The following is a 17053-nucleotide window of genomic DNA, read 5'->3' on the forward strand; positions in this document are numbered from 1 at the left end:
GATCCGGCGATGGGTTCTGCCGCCGAGTCTGCTCCTGCGACGGGTCTTTCGCTCACCTCCCTTCCTGCGACGGCCCGGTCGGGCCCGCTACGGGGAGGCTCACCTGGCGGGTGCTGCCACACCCGCGGGAGACAGGTGCCATCGCGAGGACGTCGAACCCGTCGCGGGTACGCCGGCACTGCCCCGGGTGAAGGCCCGTTCCAGCCGTGCCCGCACCTGCGCCGGGTCCCTCAGGTCGGCGGCCACGAACCGGAGCACCTGCCACCCCTGTTCGCGCAGTCGGTTCTCCCGCGCCTTCTCCCGGAACACGATGTCCTCGATGCTGAGCCCCGGAGCCAGGTCACGCCCGTACTTGACCGTGCCGTCGTACTCCCCCAGGACCCGATAGCGCTCCCAGCAGAAGTCGGCCCGGCCGATCAGCTCGCGCCGACCGTCGCGTACCTCGAACTGCAGCGTGGGTTCAGGTACGCCGGCCAGCGCGAAGGTCGCCCGGCACCGGGACTCCCCGGGTGACTCCGACCGACGATCGGCGAAGGTCAGCGCCCGCCGCGCCATGGTGTTGCCCGTCTGCCGGGCCCGCAGTGCCGCCAGACACTGGGCGCGCAGTTCCTCGCCGCCGGCCGGGTCGGCCCGCAGCGCCGCATCGGCCGCGGCGACGCCGTCGGGGAAGGCGAGCGTCCGAGTGAGATCGACCACGGTGCGGACCAGCGTGGTCACCGGTACGCCGTGCTCGGTGATGACATCGCTGTCGGGCAACGCGGCCCGCCGCAGCTTCCGGCTCCGGCTCGATGTTCCCTGACCGGATCCGTCCCGCAGCGTGGCGATGACCGCCAGGTCGCCGAACGGGACCGGGAGCCCGTGCAGGACCCCTGCGCTGTGATGGCTGAAGACCGTCCCGTCGGCCATCGGCAGCGCGGCGGCCATCAGGAAGCAGTGGCGGAGTTCGGCCTCCCCCGGCGGCCATTGGGTCACCGGCTGGCGGTCGCTCGGCCGGGCCCGGCGGTACTTGCCGCGGCGCAGCCGGACGAATTCCCCGTGGGCGCACGCCCGGCGCAGGGAAGCGGTGGTGAAGCCCTGACCGAGCAGGGACGCGGTGCTGAAAATCTCGAGATCCATGGGTTCAGTCCAGCGCAGTCCGATATCCCACCGCTGCCCCGGAACGGGGTTATCCACAGGTCAATTCCGGGTGCGGGACGTGCTGCTGCCCCGCGGTCACGGGAGTCAGCGACTGGAGCTGTCGACCGGCGACGGACTCCTTTTCCTGCGCCTACTGCAGCCGTCGCGGGGCGCGAGGATCCGTCGCCGGCTGGAGGGGGGATATGCAGGAGAGGAGTGCGTCGACAAACCCGTCGCAGGAAGCCCCGGGCAAACACGAGCCATCGCGGGAAGTCCCGGACGCGCCCGAGCCGTCGCGGGACACCGGTGGGCCGCAGCCGGTCGCCGGGATTCCCCCACCCCGGGCGGTGCCTACGGCCAGCGGGCCGCGAGCGAGGCAACCCCCAGCGCGGCCAGGACGGCCAGCACCAGACCGTAGCCGGCATAGGTCCCGGAGATGTCGGTGCTCACGGTGTCGGTGCCGACCGAGCGACGGATGTCGGCGTACACTCCGGCCAGCTGATCCTCACTCTCGGCGGTGTATGCCTTACCGCCGCCGGCCTCGGCCATCCGGGCCAACTGCGTGACATTCACCGGCACGTCCTGGGTCCGCCCGTACCGGTCCCGGATCACCCCGCGCGCGGTGCCGTAGGCGATGGTGCTCACCGGTACGCCGGCATCCTTGGCGGTGCGGGCCGCCCGGACCGGGTCGGGCCCGGTGACCGACTCCCCGTCGGAGAGCACGACCATGGCCGCCGGCGGGGGCTGGTTTGCGTGGTCGGGATCCGGCGGCACGTACGCCAGGGAATCCAGGCCGGTCAGAATCCCCTCCCCGGCCGCGGTCGACTCCCGCAGGCTGAGGCCGTGAATGGAGTTGATCACCTTCTGCCGATCCTGGGTGGGGGCCTCGACCATGCTGGCCCGCCGGGCAAAGTCGATCAGGGCGACATTGAACCCCCGCGGCAGCGAGTTCACGAAGACGACCGCCTGCTTCTTGGCGGCCTCCAGCCGCGACGGGGCGATGTCATCGGATTCCATCGACAACGACACGTCCATCACCAGCACGATCGTGGCCCGCTCCCGCGGGACCTCCTCGGTGCCCTGCGGCCCGGCCCAGGCGACGGTCAGGGTGGTCAGGCTCAGCAGCGCCAACCCCACCGACAGGTGCCGCTTCCACGGCGAATCGGTCTTGATCACCTGCAGGTCGGAGACGTCCCGATCGGAGTTGCGCACATACAGCAGCACGAGGTACAGCAGGGCCAGCACCGGCACGGCGATCAGCCACCACAACCGCACCGGGGCGGCGAACGACTCGGGCAATCCAACCATGACTGTTAGGGCCACCTCGCTGCTAGGGATCCGATTCCGAGACACGCGAGCACCGCACAGACCAGCCCGAACCCCGCGTACTGGGCCGATACTTCTTCCTTCTTCTGCATGTACCCCAGGGAGTTCCCGATATCGCGGTACACCTCTTGCAGCTGCCCCGCCGACTTCGCCGCGTACGCCTTGCCGCCCCCGGCGACCGCGATGTCACGCAGTTCGAGCTCATCGACCGGCACGGCCACCTTCTCGCCGTTGATCACCGCGATTCCGGTCTGCGTCCCGTACGCAATGGTGTCCACCGGAGTCTGCCGGGCCCGGGCCTCCGCGGCCGCGTCGAACGCCGATCGCCCGACGGTGTTCTTCCCGTCGGAGAGCAGCACGATCCGGGCCGGCACCGGCTCATTGGTGTCGGCGGCCGGTGGGAGCAGGTTCAGCGCGTCCAGCGAGGTGTAGATGCCTTCCCCGATCGCGGTCGCCGGAGCCAGTTCCAGGCCGTCGATCGCGTCGGTGACCTGATGGTGGTCCTGCGTCGGCGGCACCACCAGGGAGGCGTTGCGGGCGAACTTGACCAGGGCGACGTTGTAGGTGGCCGGCATGTCGGTGACGAACTTGCGCGCGGCCAGCTTCGCGGCGGCCAGCCGGGTCGGTTTCACGTCATCGGCCTGCATCGAGTAGGACACGTCCATCGCGATCACCACCGTCGCCCGTTGCCGCGGCACCAGCACATCGCCCTGCGGCTTGGCCCAGGCCATGGTGAGCGTGGCCAGACTCAACAGCGCCAGGCCCACCACCAGGTGCCGCAGCCAGGCCCGGTCCCGCTGGACCATCCCCAGTTCGGCAGCATCGGAGCCGCGCCCGGCCCGGCGGCGCAGGTGCAGCACGAGATAGCCGACGCCCAGCAGCGGAATCAGCAGCAGGGCGGTCAGTCGGCCGGGTTCGGCGAACTCCGGCAGCAGCAGGGCGATCACGGCCACCTCGCTGCCAGCGAAATCGCTGCCAGCGCCGCTCCCACCGCGAATGCCAGACCGTACCCGGCCCACTGCGCGCTGCTGACGGTCCGCTTGTCCTCGTACCCGACGTCGGAACCGATGTTCTGGTAGACCTCGCTGAGCTGGCCGGCGTCCTTGGCCTGGTACGCCTTCCCGCCGGCGACCTTGGCGACCTGCGCGAGCTCCTGGCGATCCACCGGCGCCTGCAGCCGCTGCCCGTCGAGGTCGACGTAGCCGTTCTCGGTGCCGTACGCGATCGTGTAGACCGGCACCTTGGCGTCCTTGGCCTGCTGCGCCCCCTGCACCGCCGGGATCCCGGTGGTGTTCTGCCCGTCGGAGAGCAGCACGATCGCGCCCGGGGCGGGGTCCTTCCCGTTGTCGCTCTTGGGTGCCTTCTGCAACGAGTTGAGCGCGAGGGTGATCGAGTCGCCGATCGCGGTGGAGTCCCGCAGTTGGGCGGCCCGGATCGCGTTCTGGACGACCTGGTGATCCTGGGTCGGGTCGACCGCGGCCTGGGGATTGCCCGACATCGCGATGAAGGCGATGTTGAACTGCTTGGGCAACTGGTCCACGAAGGTGCTCGCGGCCTGTTTGGCGACCGTGATCCGGTCCGGGGAGACGTCCTTGGCCTCCATCGAGCGGGAGACATCCAGCACCAGCACGATCGTGGCCCGCTCCCGGGGCACCTTGGTCAGCTGCACCGGTTCGGCGAAGGCAATGGTCAGGGTGACCAGGGACAGCAACGACAGCGCGAACGCGAGGTGCCGGCGCCACTGGGACTGCTTCGGCATCACCTGCGCGAGCATCGAGGTGTTGGTGTAGCGCATGCCACGGCGGCCCTTGCGCCGCGAGGCGAGGATGTACGCCAGCACGATCAGCGGGATCAGCACCAGCAGCAGCAACCGCCAGGGTTCATTGAACTCGCTCGGGAACCAGTCCAGCATCAGCGGGACACCCCCTGCGGCGGAGCGTGCAGCATGCTCGCCACGCGGCGGTAGGCCAGCACGAAGCGGGCGATGTCCTGGACCCAGTCCCGGTCGGTGCGCAATTGGATGTGCCCGCAGCCGGCCCGCCGCAACGCGAGCCGGATCCGCTCGCGCTGCGCCGCGGCGGCAGCATTCATGCGTTCCCGGGCCTTCACATCACCAGTATTGACATACCGTTCAAAGTCGGTTTCCGGATCGCGGATCAGGATCTCCCCGACCCGGGGGAATTCCAGCTCCCGCCGGTCGACCACCTCGACCGCCAGCACCTGGTTGCGGACCGACATCCGGCGCAGCGGCCGTTCCCACGGCGGCGGGATGTCCGGGTCGAGTTCGTGGTCCCCGGGGGTGAGGAAGTCCGAGACGATCACCCGCAGGCCGCGCCGGCGCTCGGTCCGGTTCAACTGTTCGATCCCCTGCGGCAGATCGAACGGTCCGGTGGCGTGGTCGGGCACCACCGGCTCGGTGAGCATGCTCCGCAGCAGCCCGTACAGAGCGGTGCGACCGGACCGGGCCGGGGACCGCTTGATCCGGTCGGGGCGCATGATCAGCCCACCGAAGCGGTCCCCCATCCGCTGGGACAGGAAGCCGATAGTGGCGATGGCGGCGATGCCGAGGTCCCGTTTGGTCACCCCGCCGGTCCCCCAGTTCATCGAGGGGGTCACATCGAGCAGGGCCCAGACCTCGAGTTCCCGGTCGGCCATGGTGTCGCGTACGTGCGGAACCGTGGTCCGGGCGGTCACCGCCCAGTCCATCTTGCGCACATCGTCCTGCCCGATCACGTACGCGCGGGCGTCGTTGGCGTCGGTGCCCGGACCGGGCAGCAGGCCGAGGTGATCGCCCTGCAGATAGCCCTCCAGCCGGCGGACGATCGCCAGTTCCAGGCGACGCAGAGCCGCCTCCGGCGCCAGCTGGTACAACGGCAGCGTGGCCCCGGTGGGCTCGGCCAGCACGGAGGCGGCAGCGGCGTTCGGTCCCCCGATCGGCTGATCAGTGTGTCGTGCCACCGGCGGCCTCAGTTACCCGGGTACTGCGGCTGGGCGGAGGGGTAGGAGCCCGGCTGCGGCTGCTGCGGTTGTGGCTGCTGCGGATAGCCGGACTGTTGCGGATAGCCCTGCTGGGCGTACTCGGGCTGGATCTGCTGCTGCCGGAAGTCCGGCTGGTGGTGCTGGTCGTGGCTGGCCTGACGCTGTTCGGTGTTCCACACCGGGGTGGGCGGCGGCACCATCGCCACGATCCGCTCGATCACCTGCACCGGATTGATGTCGTCGGCGACGGCATCGAAGCCGAGCACGAGCCGGTGCGCCATCACGTCGCGGGCCACGGCCTGGACATCGGTCGGCAGCACGTAGTCGCGGCCGTGGATCAGCGCCAGCGCCCGGGCCGCGGCGACCAGGCCCAGCGTCGCGCGCGGGGAGCAGCCGATCTGGATCACCGAGGTCAGGTCGGGCATGTTGAACTCGTGCGGGGTACGCGTGGCCAACACCAGCCGGACGATGTACTCGGCGACCAGGTTGTGCACGAAGACCTCCGAGGCCTTGTCCTGCAGCGCGCGGACCAGGTCGGGGTTGAGCACCGGATCCGGCTCGGGGGTGCTGACGCTCATCCGGCGCAGGATCTCGAATTCCTCGTTGCCGTGCGGATAGGGCACGTCGACCTTGAGCAGGAAGCGGTCGCGCTGCGCCTCCGGCAGCGGGTAGACGCCCTCGGACTCGACCGGGTTCTGGGTCGCGATCACGATGAACGGCTGGGGTGCGGGGTAGGTCCGCCCGCCGATGGAGACCTGCTTCTCCGCCATCAGCTCCAGCATCGCCGACTGCACCTTGGCCGGGGCCCGGTTGATCTCGTCGGCGAGAACGAAGTTCACGAAGACCGGACCGAGTTCGATGTCGAACCGCTCCTGGCTCGCGGAATAGATCCGGGTGCCGATGATGTCGGAGGGCACCAGGTCCGGGGTGAACTGGATCCGGGCGAAATCACCGCCGACCACGGTCGCGAAGCTGCGGACCGCGAGGGTCTTGGCGACGCCGGGAACACCTTCGAGCAGCACGTGCCCCTTGGCGAGCAGACCGACCATCAGCTGTTCGACCATATGTTCCTGGCCGACGATCACCCGCTGGACCTGGGCAATCGAGTCGCCCAGCAGACGGGCTGCCTCGGCATTGCTGATGTTCTCGGAATTGGTCACGCACTTCTCCTGAAACTGGTCCGGCGCCGGGCAGGATTCAACACCTTGCACCCTAGCGCGCACCCTGGACACCGGCCCAAGTCTGTCAGAGGGTGGGTCAGTCAGCGGGTGGGTCTGTCAGAGGGTGGGTCAGGCGTACGCACCTCGGCGAAACCACGATCGCTACCGCACGTGTGATGAGATAGGTGGCGATGACCAGGAATGAACTGTCGGCGGAGTTCCCACTGTCGCCCCTGCTTCCCGACGATCAACCCGAGATCGGCGGCTACTGGCTGGACGCTGCCCTGTTCCGGTTCGCCTCCGGCACCGCCTACCTGGCCCATCCGGCCCCCGAGGATCCCGACCGGGACCCGGTCGTGGTGGTCCAACTCTCCGAGGGCGCGGCGGCCGACAAGGCGGCCCGGGACCGTTTCTCCGGCCTGGTGAACAAGCAGCACATCGACACCGTGATCGCCCGCGGTGGCTACGAGCAGGATTCCGGTCGGCTCGGCCGCCGGTATCACCCGCAGGAACATGTGGACGCCGAGGCGTCCTCCGATTCGATCGCCGATCCGCATGCCGACCGGCTCGCCCCCTGGGTCGCGTTGTCGCTGGCCGACCCGGCGACCCCGCGGATCGCGGAGGCCCTGCTGGCCGATGTCACCCTGGAGGATCTGCCGCCCAAGGGCCGCGAGAGCGGACCGGACTACCGGCACTACTGGGCCGAGCAGACCGCGCCGGGACGCAACCGGATCTGGCCGCTGCCGTGGCCGGGCCGCTTCGACCGGGGCGGCTGGGTGACCATCCTGGCGTCCTGGCTGCTGATGCTGGTGCTGGCCGCGATCGCAGTGCTGATCGCGATCCTGCTGTTCCACAATGAGCCGCCGCAGTCCCCGCCGCCGCCGCAGCAGAGTCCGTCCTCCTCCAGCAGTTCTTCGGCCTCGCCGAGCCCGAGCGATTCCAGCGCCTCGCCGAGCCCGAGCAATGCCACCGCCTCCCCCAGTGAGTCCGGCAAGGGCTCCCCGACCCCGGATTCCCGCCTGTGAACACCGACCTGCCCAAGCTGATCGCCACCGACCTGGACGGGACGTTCCTGTCCCCCGACGGGACGGTGAGCGAGTTGAATCTGCGTGCCGTCCTCGCCGCGGCCGAAGCCGGGATCGCGGTGGTCTTCGCCACCGGCCGCCCGCCGCGCTGGCTGAATGTGATCAACGAACTGCCGATTGCCCCGGACCATCCGCTGGCCACCTCCCACACCGAGGTGATCGCCAGCAACGGCGCCCTGCTGTGGGATCTGACCACCGACTCCCAGGTGCATGCCGAGCCGGTCGACGCGGGGGTCGCCCGCGAGGTGATCACCGAGGTACGCCGCCTGGTTCCGGGCTCCGCCTTCGCGGTGGAGTGCGGCATCGAGTTCGGCTACGAGCCGACCTTCCACACCCTGATGAGTACCCAGGAGCGGCGGGATCCACGCTTTCTGGAGGCCCCCGCGGAGGAGCTGGTGGCCCGACCGATCGTCAAGCTGCTGGTGCAGAACCTGCATCACAACGGGGACGACCTCGCCGCCGCGGTGCACGCCGCGGTCGGCGACACGGTGACGGTGACCCATTCGATGACCACCTCGGTCGGGCTGGTCGAACTCAGCGCGCCGGGCATCTCCAAGGCCTCCATGCTGGCCCGGTACGCCGCCGAGAAGGGCATCGACCCGGCCGATGTGGCCGCCTTCGGGGACATGCCGAACGACCGCAGCATGCTGGACTGGGCCGGCCGCCCGCATGTGATGGCCCAGGCCCACGAGTCGCTGGACAGCGTCGGCGTACGCATCGGCAGCAATGCCGACTCCGGGGTGGGCCGGACCATTCTGAGCTGGCTGGCGTAGCGGAGAACCCGTCCGGGCGCGGACTGCGGTTAAGCTTGGCCAGCCGGGGATCCCGGCGTACGCGGCGATAGCTCAGCCGGTCAGAGCAGAGGACTCATAATCCTTGGGTCGTGGGTTCGAGCCCCACTCGCCGTACCACCGTGGCCCGACAACCGGGTCACCCGGTGAGCGAAGGAGAGCAGATGGGCAGCACCGCCAGCGCGGCCACCGCCAAGGTGCACAAGCCGCTGGTGGACTGGTCGCAGATGCTGTGGCTGGCCCTCGGCGCCATTTTTCCGATCCTGGCGGCCTGGTACGCCACCTCCACCCAGGTCGACGCCCACCTGCTGCCGTGGGAGCCGAACATGGCCGACCTGCGTGTCTATCGCGAGGCGGCGATCGACTGGGCCAAGGGTGTCGACTTCTACCGGGTGAAGGAATCCCCGTTCATCTACCCGCCGTTCGCGCTGCTGCCGTCGCTGCTGCTGCTCCCGCTGGACTTCACCGTGTCCCAGACGATCTGGGCGGCGGTGAATGCCCTCATGGTGATGGCGGTGGTCTACCGGCTCGGCTTCCGGGGTTGGCACGTCTCGGTGCTGTCGGGCGCGGTCATCCTGTGGATGTATCCGTTCACCGACGTGCTCAAGTTCGGCCAGTTGGGGATTCTGGTGCTGTTCCTGGTCTTCCTCGACCTCTACCCCGGGGAGGGCATCACCCAGCGGATCTTCCCGCGCTGGCGGCCGCTGCCCACCGGTCTGTTGACCGGGATCGCCGCCGGGCTGAAACTCACCCCGTTGGCCTTCATCCTGCTGCTGTTCCTGATCCGGCGGCGCCGGGCCGGTCTGGTCGCGGTGGGGTCCTTCCTCGGCACCGTCGTGGTCGGGTTTCTGCTGGCCCCCAGCGCCTCGCTCGGCTATTGGACCCGGCTGGCCGGCGGCGACTCCGGGGCCAACCCGGCCCTGATGGGGTGGTTGAACAATCAGTCGATCGTGTCGCACACGATCCGGATGATGAAGTGGCACCCCAGCAGCGAGCTGGTCGGCCTGGCGATCAGCGGCCTGGTGCTGCTGGCCACGATGGTGGTGTGCGTGCTGATCGCCCGGCGGGGGGACCTGCTGCTGTCGCTCAGCCTGCTCGGGTTCATCACCGTGATCGTCAATCCGGTCGGCTGGGTACACCACATGACCTGGCTGCTGCCCCTGGCGGTGGCCGCGTTCCGGCGTACCACCCCGATGCTGTTGCGCGTGGCGATGTTGGCCACCACCGTGTGGTACATGGTCAATCCCTATTGGGCGTTGCCCTACAAGTTCCTGATCGGGCCCGAGCGGCACTACACGATCAAGCAGAACCTGTTCGCCGCCGGGGGCTTCTTCCTGTCACTGGCGATGCTGCTGATCGCGGCCTGGTTCGAGTGGCGGGTACGCCGCCGCACCCCGGTCGACGGGAGCGCCGCGACCCGCCCGGCCCCCGCGGCGGTCGGCTCAGAGGGCGCCGGCCAGGTGGGTCAGGAAGGCCGCGATCCCGGCCGGTCCGGCACAGACGACATCGGCGCGGGGTCGTAGCGCGTCCTGCTCGTCGGAGGCCGAGCACAGCAGCAGCCCCGGCGTGCCCGCGGCGCGCAACCGGTCGACGGTGTCGAAGGCCGCGAGGTCGCCCAGATCGTCCCCGGCGTACGCCACCGCCCCGGCGGTCCGCTCGGCGACCAGCCCCTGCAGCGCCGACCCCTTGTCGAACCCGGCCGCGCGGATCTCCACCACATTGCGTCCGGGCTCGGCCTGCAACCCCAGCTCGTCGGCCAGGTCCAGCAGGGGGCCGGTGATGGCGTCCAGCGCCGCCTGCGGATCCGACGCGCGCCGGGTGTGTACGCCGATCGCGCGGCCCTTGTCCTCCACGTACAGATCGGGCTGCCCGCACTCGGCCAGCAGAGCGGGCAGGCGGTCCCGCACCTGCTGGATCTCCGCGGGCGGTTCGGGGGTGGTGAGTTCTCCGGTCGCGGCGTCCCACCGCTCCACCCCGTACTGACCCAGGATGATCAACTTCTCCAGCCCGGCCCGTCCGGCGAAGCCGCCCAGCCGCAGCGCCGCCTGGACCGGTCGCCCGGTGATCACCGCCAGCGTGCCGATCCGTCCGCCGAGCTCGGCCATCGCGTCGACCGCGGCGGGCAGGACGTACGCCTGTTCCGGATCGGCCACGATCGGGGACAGCACCCCGTCGAAGTCGAGCGCGATCAGGGCGGCGGCCGGATCGGCGATGATCGCCGCCCACCCGGCGCGGCCCTGCGGGGTGGTGACGTCACTGAACAACTGCTCCTCGGCGGTCATGCCCCCAGCCAACCATGCGCCGCACGGCACCGGAACCGGCCCCCTAGACTGACCCCAGGAGGCCCTCATGAACCCGTCCAGTACCGATTCCGCCGATCGCGACCAGGCCGCCGACGGCGCCGCGTCCGGTCTCGCCAACTTCGTCGTGGCGGCCAACCGGCTGCCCGTGGATCGGGTGACCCTGCCCGACGACACCGTCGCGTGGCGTACTTCGCCCGGCGGACTGGTGACCGCACTGATCCCGGTGATGCGGGCCCAGCAGGGCGCCTGGGTCGGCTGGCACGGTGCCCCGGACGAGACCCTGGAGCCGTTCGTCGAGGACGGGCTCCAGCTGGTCCCGGTGCCGTTGTCCACCCAGGAACTCGCCGAGTACTACGAGGGCATGTCGAACGCGACCCTGTGGCCGCTGTACCACGACGGGGTTGCCTTCCCCGAGTTCCATCGCGAGTGGTGGGACTCCTATGTGGATGTGAACCAGCGCTTCACCAAGCAGATCGCCGACATCGCCGCCGAGGGGGCGACCGTGTGGGTGCAGGACTACCAGTTGCAATTGGTGCCGTCGCTGCTGCGCGCGCTGCGCCCCGACCTGCGCATCGGGTTCTTCAATCACATCCCGTTCCCGCCGGTGGAACTGTTCAACCAGTTGCCGTGGCGCGATCAGATCCTGCAGGGCCTGCTGGGCGCCGACATCGTCGGCTTCCAGACCCCGGCCGGTGCGGCGAACTTCCGCCAAGCGGTCCGGCTCCGGCTGCGGTATGAGTCCAAGGCCGGCTGGATCGGCCTGCCCGACGGCCGGCGGGCGCTGGCGAAGGCGTACCCGATCTCGATCGACGCGGCCGGCTTCCAGGCCCTGGCCCAGCAGCCGGACGTGCAGCAGCGGGCCGCCGAGATCCGCGCCGAGCTCGGGAACCCCCGCTGGATCTTCCTGGGGATCGACCGGCTGGACTACACCAAGGGCATCAAGCAGCGGCTGCGCGCCTTCGGCGAATTGGTCGCCGAGGGTGAGCTCGATTCCGACGAGGTGGTCTTCCTGCAGGTGGCCACCCCGTCGCGGGAGCGGGTCGAGGAGTACCGCCTGCTGCGCGACGAGATCGATCGACTGGTCGGGCGGATCAACGGCGACCTGGGCAAGATCGGGGTCCAGCCGTTGACCTATCTGCACTCGTCGTATCCGCGCGAGGAGATGGCCGCGATGTACACCGCTGCCGACATCATGGTCGTCACCCCGCTGCGCGACGGGATGAACCTGGTCGCCAAGGAGTTCATCGCCTGCCGCAGCAACAACGACGGCGCGTTGATCCTCAGCGAATTCGCCGGGGCGGCCCAGGAGCTCAAGCAGAGCTACCTGATCAATCCCTACGACATCAACGGCATGAAGGCCCGGATGCTGGAGGCGGTCAACGATTCGCCCAAGGAGCGCACCCGCCGGATGCGCTCCATGCGCAAGCAGGTGTTCACCTACGACATCGACCGCTGGGCCTCAGACTTTCTGACGGACCTGGGGCGCTGACCCGACCGGGGTCGGCACCGGCTGCCGCGCCGCCGTCCCGGTCCCACTGGTGGCGATCTGGGTCAGGCCGAAGGCGAGCGCGGTCACGAACAGGGGCGTTCCGAGCAGGAAGTCACCGAGTTCCTGCAGGGTGTTCGGGTCCAGCATGCTCGAGGTCGAGGCCAGCGCGTTGTACGCCACCAGCGTGACGGCCAGCAGCGTGTACGCGGCATAGAGCAGCACCCGGGAGCCGAGCGGGAAAACCCGGGAACCGGCCCGGGTCCACTCCCCCTCGGTCAGGATGCGCCACAGCAGCGGCAGCAGCAGGCCGAGGGTGGCGACCCCGGAGATGACTTCCATCGGTTCCCCGAGCGCCTGGCGGAACGGGTAGAGCGCAACCAGCCCCAGGACCAGGAGCAGCCCGAGCCCCTGGTTGCGCTCGGCCCGACGGCGAATCAGTTGCCACGCGAACAGGGCCAGGCCGGCGACCGCGGCGATCAGCCCGATGGCCTCCGGGCTGAGTCCCCCGCTCACCCGCCTCCCGGACAACGACGGCACCGCCCCGAGGACCAGAAACAGCGCGGCGACCAGCACCACGAAGGTCGTATTGTGCTCGCCGCGCCGGCTGCGCCGGACGAACAGCACCAGCAGCGCCACCCCGAGCAGTCCGCGACCGACCTGCTGGACCAGGTTGACCGGAATATCCCCGGCCACGCCGAGGAATTGCTGGGTGGCGGAAACGCTGAACAGCAGCACGACGGCCGAGGACTGGATCACCGCGACGATGACGATCATCGGAACCATCATCCAGGCGGTGATCGGTACGGTCAGCGCACTCCACGACTCCACATCCAGCACCGGGCGGCGCCGGCAGACCAGGGCGTAGACCGTGGCGGCGATCAGCACCAGCCCCAACGACCACACAAATGTGCTCGGCTGCCACGCATCCGAGCCGCCCCGGACCCCCTCGATGCTCTGGACGACAATCACCGCGATCAGGACGGCGAACAGGGCGTACCACAGGGCGGGGATACGGCGCGAGATCCGGTAGCTGCGCTGGACCACCGCCTGGACCAGGGTCACCGAGATCTGGGCGTACGCCAGCCCGGCCCCGATCAGGATGGGCACGGTCAGCACCTGGGTGGCGCTCAACATCCCGGAGAGCCCGAGCAGCCGCAGCTCCTCGCCGGCCCGCAGCGGGGCGACCAGGTCGGGCCCGAAGACGACCGCGCTCACCAGCATCAGGACGATCGGGAACTCCAGCCAGTGCTGCTTGAAGAACGAGCGCACCACGATGACCACGATGAGCGCCACCAGGGCCAGCAGCGTCACCGCCAGCGACACCGGATAGGGACTGAGCCCCATCATCGCCAGGCTCATCACGGCAAACAGCGTCAGCACCGTTTTCGGCAGCCAGTGCACGTGCAGAATTCCGGTGATCGCCAGCGCCCAGATGACCGCGGCCAGCCACAACAGCACCGGGATCGACCAATCCGGCAGCAGGGTGCCGTTCGACATCGCAATCAGTCGACCGCCGGGGAGCCAGATGTCACTGATCGCGGTGGTCGCTCCGACCACGATCGCCGCCGCGGCGAGGACCATGGCCAGGCGCACCGCGGTCGGCCACTGGCGGGGGTCCGGCGACCCCTGCCGGATCGGCAGCCACAGAACCTGGCGGGCGATGTCCACGATGATGTTCACTGCCACCTCCCCAGCAGCCGGACCGCTCCGGTGATCCAGATCCGGCCCTGCGGATCCACCGACAGCTTCCACTGGTTGTTGTTCTCGAGTTCGTCGGGCAGGGCCGTCAGCTCTCCGCGGTCGTCGATCGTGAAGGCGTGTTGACCGCTGAGCAGCAGAACCTTGTCCTGCAGCGGGGCGCTGGTCACCAAGGGCTCGGTGGCCACACGCCAGCGCTCCGATCCGTCGGGGGTCAGCCCCAGGACCACGGTGTCGGTGACCACGATGAGGCCCTCGGCGGTCGGCCAGATCTCGCGCGGAAGTCCTGGCAGTGAACCGCGATAGCGCACCGTCCCGTCCGGGGAGATCAGCCGCAGCCCGCTGAAGGAGTCGGCGACCCACCAGCCCGCCTCGGTGGCCAGCATGGCGACCACGTCCGAGCCGGTATCGACCGACCACAACTCGCGCCCGTCCGCCGCCGACAGGGCCCGGACACCTTTCAGGCCGCGCAGGACCACCTGTCCGTCGGCGACCCGGATCCCGCTGGCCGGGTCGGGCGCGCGCGTCTGCCAGCCCTGGGCTCCGGTACGCAGGTCGAGGCTGGTCACGCTGCCGTCCCGGCTGCGGACCACCAGGGCGCCATCGTCCAGGGCGGCCGGTTCGCCGACGGCCGCCTCCGGCAGGGTCTGTTCCCACACATACGTCCCGTTGCGGTCGTAGGTCACCACGCGGGCCCAACTCGTGGTGGCCACGATCAGGTCTCCGAACGCGGCCACCGAGGTGATGTAGCCGCCCGGGACGCGCTGCCACCGGATGTTGAGGTCGTCGTCGAAGGCGATCAGCGCGCCCTCGGACTGCCCGGCGATCACGTGCCCGCCGGAGGTGAAGTGGGCCACCGGACTGACCGCGTTGACGCCGATGGACAGCGTGCCGCGGTGCAGCATGCCGGCCACCAGACGCGGAGTTCCGGTGAGCCGACCCTGCCCGGTGCCGGCGGTCAGCCCGACCAGGGTGGGTGGTCGCAGGTCACCGGCCCGCCAGGCGCCGCGTGCGTCCTCGAAGGCCACCAGTCCGCGGTCCGGGCACCGGGTCTGCTGGGTGGTGGTGTCGGTCCCGTCGACGCTGTCGGTCAACCGGATCACCAGGCAGTCCCCGTCGCCGGCGATCTCGCCGCGGGTACGGTACGCGACCGCGGTTCCGTCGTTGCGGCGCAGCGTACCGCTGGACTCGAAGGTCTGCCCGGCCCGCGGATCGGTGGGCAGCACCATCCGCGCCGGACTGTAGGCCTGCCACTGGTCGCCGGATTCCACCGCGTGCTCCAGCAGGCCCTGCTCCCCCATCTCGGAGAAGCGCTGCGCACCGTCGGGATGGGTGGTCTCCAGCACCCACCTTGCCTCGGCCAGGGCGGTGAAGTCCTGGGCGCCGTCCATCCACGGCGACGCCATCGGGATGGAGCGGACCGGCAGCGCGGCAACTTCCAGCAGCAGCGGGACCGATCCCGGTGCATAGCCGGTGCGGATGCCGGTCGAGCCGACCCAGCGGGCGACCGGTGGCTCGGTCGGGGGCCGCGCGGTGACCGCCATCAGCACCGAGGCCAGCACGGCCAACGTGGTGACCACGACCGCGGCGACAAGTGCGATCCGGCGCCTCCGGTGCGGCGGCGGGGCTCCGGGTGGTGGTTGGGCTCCGGGTGGTGGTGCGGCGCCCGGCGGTCGGGTCGCCACCGGCGACCGAGACGGGGGCGTCGGCCCCTGCGGGAGGACGTACCCCGGACTCATCGCGGCGCACCGGTCGGCACCGGGCCGACGATCTCGCTGTGCATGCTCTCCCCCCGTAGCGGGATCCCCCAACCCCGTTGGGGGCAAGCCTAGGCACTGCGGGACTCACCTGGCCACGTCTTCGAGTCCTATCTCCGGACGACACAGCCGGTCCCGGTCCACCTCCGCCCCGGATTCGATCAGCCGGGTCAGCGCCGCAACTTCGCTCGGAGCCGGGTCGATGGCGACCGCCCCGAGCAGCCGGTGCCCCCGGATGCGGAAGGCGTACCGGGGCTCGCCAGCGATGATGCGCAGCAGGGTCTCCCCGTCCGCGCCCGGGTCGCCGAGGCGCTCGATCCGCGAGCGGTACAGCGCCAGGTGGCGGGTCGGGGCGTCGGCCGGGTCGGCCGCGCTGACGGCGACCAGATCTGCCGGCAGAAACTTCGGTCCGACCTCGACCACCAGCCGGCCCGGATGCTCCGGGTCCGGGCGTACGCCGGTGATCGCCCCGAGGATCGTGGCGACCCCGTGGGCGCGGTGCCGGGCCATCACCACCTCGGCGAGTTCGCGACCCAGCAGCGGGGTCAGCGGAGCCGGGTCGGGGTCGACCAGGGCCGCGACGGCGCCGGCCTCGACCGCGGCGGCGACCAGTTCGGAGCCGAGTACGCCGCCGCCGGCCACCACCAACCGCAGGCCGGGGGCCATCTGGGCGAGCGCGTCGGCCAGGTCGGCGCGCGAGCCGAGCGTGCGTACGCCGGGCCGGCGCAGCACCGAGTCGGCGGCGGCGAAGGCCGGTCCGGTCACGGCTCGACCGGGTTCGGGACCGGGGTGAGCCACACCTGGTCGCCGCGAACCTCGACCGGATAGGTCCGCACGGGGACGTTGGCCGGCGGCATCTGCGGGTGACCGTTGCGCAGGCAGAACTGGGAGCCGTGTCCGGGGCACTCGATCAGGCTGCCCTCGACGAACCCCTCCGACAGGGAGACCTCCGCGTGCGTACACAGGTCGGAGATGGCGTAGAAGGTGCCGTCCTCGGCCCGGACCAGGGCGATGTCCTCCGTGGCCCCGCAGCGGTCCGCCGGGATCCGGATGGCCGACTCCGGTTCGAGTTCATTGACCTGCGCCACCGCCACCGGTTCACTCACCGACATCCCCTTCGTTCAGCCGACCGCGCACCGGGTCGGCCCCGAACAACAAAAGCCTCCGCCCCGGAGTAGTGTTCCCGGTGCAGAGGCCTGTTGCCATTGGCTCCCCCGACTGGACTCGAACCAGTAACACGGTGAACCTTCCCTAACTGAGCTGGGACGCATCAGACATGCTTCTCACTAGGTGTTACGCAATACAGTAGTGGGAATGTCGGATAGGCACAAGTAGGCAGATGTGGGCTT

General features: G+C 70.0%; 15 protein-coding genes and 1 tRNA gene. 5 read left to right on the plus strand and 11 right to left on the minus strand.

Annotation, left to right across the window (positions count from 1 at the left end):
* Nucleotides 1-99: 99 nt before the first annotated feature.
* The 6 genes from G531_RS19825 to G531_RS19830 form a co-directional block, all read right to left on the minus strand.
* Nucleotides 100-1116, minus strand: coding sequence for a type IV toxin-antitoxin system AbiEi family antitoxin domain-containing protein (locus G531_RS19825; protein ID WP_051214919.1), 1017 nt, complete (start codon nucleotides 1114-1116; stop codon nucleotides 100-102).
* Between the two features lie 351 nt (nucleotides 1117-1467).
* The gene (locus G531_RS0102170) at nucleotides 1468-2424 is read right to left on the minus strand and encodes a VWA domain-containing protein (RefSeq protein WP_026925997.1); all 957 of its coding nucleotides are present in this window, start codon (nucleotides 2422-2424) and stop codon (nucleotides 1468-1470) included.
* A 5-nt stretch (nucleotides 2425-2429) separates the two neighbouring features.
* On the minus strand, nucleotides 2430-3395 hold the full coding sequence (locus tag G531_RS0102175) for a VWA domain-containing protein (RefSeq protein ID WP_026925998.1): 966 nt from the start codon (nucleotides 3393-3395) through the stop codon (nucleotides 2430-2432).
* Nucleotides 3386-4354, minus strand: coding sequence for a VWA domain-containing protein (locus tag G531_RS0102180; RefSeq protein WP_026925999.1), 969 nt, complete (start codon nucleotides 4352-4354; stop codon nucleotides 3386-3388). The genes G531_RS0102175 and G531_RS0102180 overlap by 10 nt, the downstream gene beginning before the upstream one ends.
* On the minus strand, nucleotides 4354-5346 hold the full coding sequence (locus tag G531_RS0102185) for a DUF58 domain-containing protein (RefSeq protein WP_373277275.1): 993 nt from the start codon (nucleotides 5344-5346) through the stop codon (nucleotides 4354-4356). The genes G531_RS0102180 and G531_RS0102185 overlap by 1 nt, the downstream gene beginning before the upstream one ends.
* A gap of 62 nt (nucleotides 5347-5408) precedes the next feature.
* Nucleotides 5409-6581 (minus strand): AAA family ATPase, encoded by a 1173-nt coding sequence (locus tag G531_RS19830; RefSeq protein WP_245630411.1) that lies wholly within the window; start codon nucleotides 6579-6581, stop codon nucleotides 5409-5411.
* 191 nt (nucleotides 6582-6772) lie between these two features.
* On the opposite strand from G531_RS19830, the gene G531_RS0102195 reads away from it, so the two are divergent.
* The 4 genes from G531_RS0102195 (at nucleotide 6773) to G531_RS0102210 (ending at nucleotide 9980) form a co-directional block, all read left to right on the plus strand.
* Nucleotides 6773-7606, plus strand: a complete 834-nt coding sequence (locus tag G531_RS0102195; protein WP_026926001.1) for a hypothetical protein — start codon at nucleotides 6773-6775, stop codon at nucleotides 7604-7606.
* Nucleotides 7603-8439: an HAD-IIB family hydrolase gene (locus tag G531_RS0102200; protein ID WP_026926002.1), complete on the plus strand. Its 837-nt coding sequence runs from the start codon at nucleotides 7603-7605 to the stop codon at nucleotides 8437-8439. Before G531_RS0102195 ends, G531_RS0102200 begins: the two co-directional genes overlap by 4 nt.
* A gap of 61 nt (nucleotides 8440-8500) precedes the next feature.
* Nucleotides 8501-8577 (plus strand) — tRNA-Ile (locus tag G531_RS0102205).
* Between the two features lie 44 nt (nucleotides 8578-8621).
* Complete coding sequence (locus tag G531_RS0102210; protein WP_026926003.1) at nucleotides 8622-9980, plus strand: glycosyltransferase 87 family protein; 1359 nt, start codon at nucleotides 8622-8624, stop codon at nucleotides 9978-9980.
* Here G531_RS0102210 and otsB read toward each other — a convergent pair.
* Nucleotides 9900-10739, minus strand: a complete 840-nt coding sequence (gene otsB / locus G531_RS0102215; protein WP_035756844.1) for a trehalose-phosphatase — start codon at nucleotides 10737-10739, stop codon at nucleotides 9900-9902. The genes G531_RS0102210 and otsB overlap by 81 nt on opposite strands.
* 67 nt (nucleotides 10740-10806) lie before the next feature.
* Here otsB and G531_RS0102220 point away from each other — a divergent pair, with 67 nt between their 5' ends.
* Nucleotides 10807-12249 (plus strand): alpha,alpha-trehalose-phosphate synthase (UDP-forming), encoded by a 1443-nt coding sequence (locus tag G531_RS0102220; protein ID WP_081683744.1) that lies wholly within the window; start codon nucleotides 10807-10809, stop codon nucleotides 12247-12249.
* Here G531_RS0102220 and G531_RS0102225 read toward each other — a convergent pair.
* The 4 genes from G531_RS0102225 to G531_RS0102240 form a co-directional block, all read right to left on the minus strand.
* Nucleotides 12220-13929 (minus strand): hypothetical protein, encoded by a 1710-nt coding sequence (locus tag G531_RS0102225; RefSeq protein WP_026926006.1) that lies wholly within the window; start codon nucleotides 13927-13929, stop codon nucleotides 12220-12222. The genes G531_RS0102220 and G531_RS0102225 overlap by 30 nt on opposite strands.
* Nucleotides 13926-15527, minus strand: coding sequence for an outer membrane protein assembly factor BamB family protein (locus G531_RS0102230; protein WP_026926007.1), 1602 nt, complete (start codon nucleotides 15525-15527; stop codon nucleotides 13926-13928). The genes G531_RS0102225 and G531_RS0102230 overlap by 4 nt, the downstream gene beginning before the upstream one ends.
* A 264-nt stretch (nucleotides 15528-15791) precedes the next feature.
* Nucleotides 15792-16469, minus strand: coding sequence for an FAD-dependent oxidoreductase (locus G531_RS0102235; protein WP_026926008.1), 678 nt, complete (start codon nucleotides 16467-16469; stop codon nucleotides 15792-15794).
* Nucleotides 16466-16810, minus strand: a complete 345-nt coding sequence (locus G531_RS0102240) for a non-heme iron oxygenase ferredoxin subunit (RefSeq protein ID WP_026926009.1) — start codon at nucleotides 16808-16810, stop codon at nucleotides 16466-16468. Before G531_RS0102240 ends, G531_RS0102235 begins: the two co-directional genes overlap by 4 nt.
* Nucleotides 16811-17053: the final 243 nt, after the last annotated feature.

The organism is Granulicoccus phenolivorans DSM 17626 = NBRC 107789 = JCM 15570 (assembly GCF_000423085.1).
Taxonomy (GTDB): Bacteria; Actinomycetota; Actinomycetes; order Propionibacteriales; family Propionibacteriaceae; genus Granulicoccus; species Granulicoccus phenolivorans.

Coding starts and splice junctions, on each gene's coding strand:
- G531_RS19825 (WP_051214919.1), bottom strand. CDS start 1,116: ATGGATCTCGAGATTTTCAGCACCGCGTCCCTGCTCGGTCAGGGCTTC.
- G531_RS0102170 (WP_026925997.1), bottom strand. CDS start 2,424: ATGGTTGGATTGCCCGAGTCGTTCGCCGCCCCGGTGCGGTTGTGGTGG.
- G531_RS0102180 (WP_026925999.1), bottom strand. CDS start 4,354: ATGCTGGACTGGTTCCCGAGCGAGTTCAATGAACCCTGGCGGTTGCTG.
- G531_RS0102195 (WP_026926001.1), top strand. CDS start 6,773: ATGACCAGGAATGAACTGTCGGCGGAGTTCCCACTGTCGCCCCTGCTT.
- G531_RS0102210 (WP_026926003.1), top strand. CDS start 8,622: ATGGGCAGCACCGCCAGCGCGGCCACCGCCAAGGTGCACAAGCCGCTG.
- otsB (WP_035756844.1), bottom strand. CDS start 10,739: ATGACCGCCGAGGAGCAGTTGTTCAGTGACGTCACCACCCCGCAGGGC.
- G531_RS0102220 (WP_081683744.1), top strand. CDS start 10,807: ATGAACCCGTCCAGTACCGATTCCGCCGATCGCGACCAGGCCGCCGAC.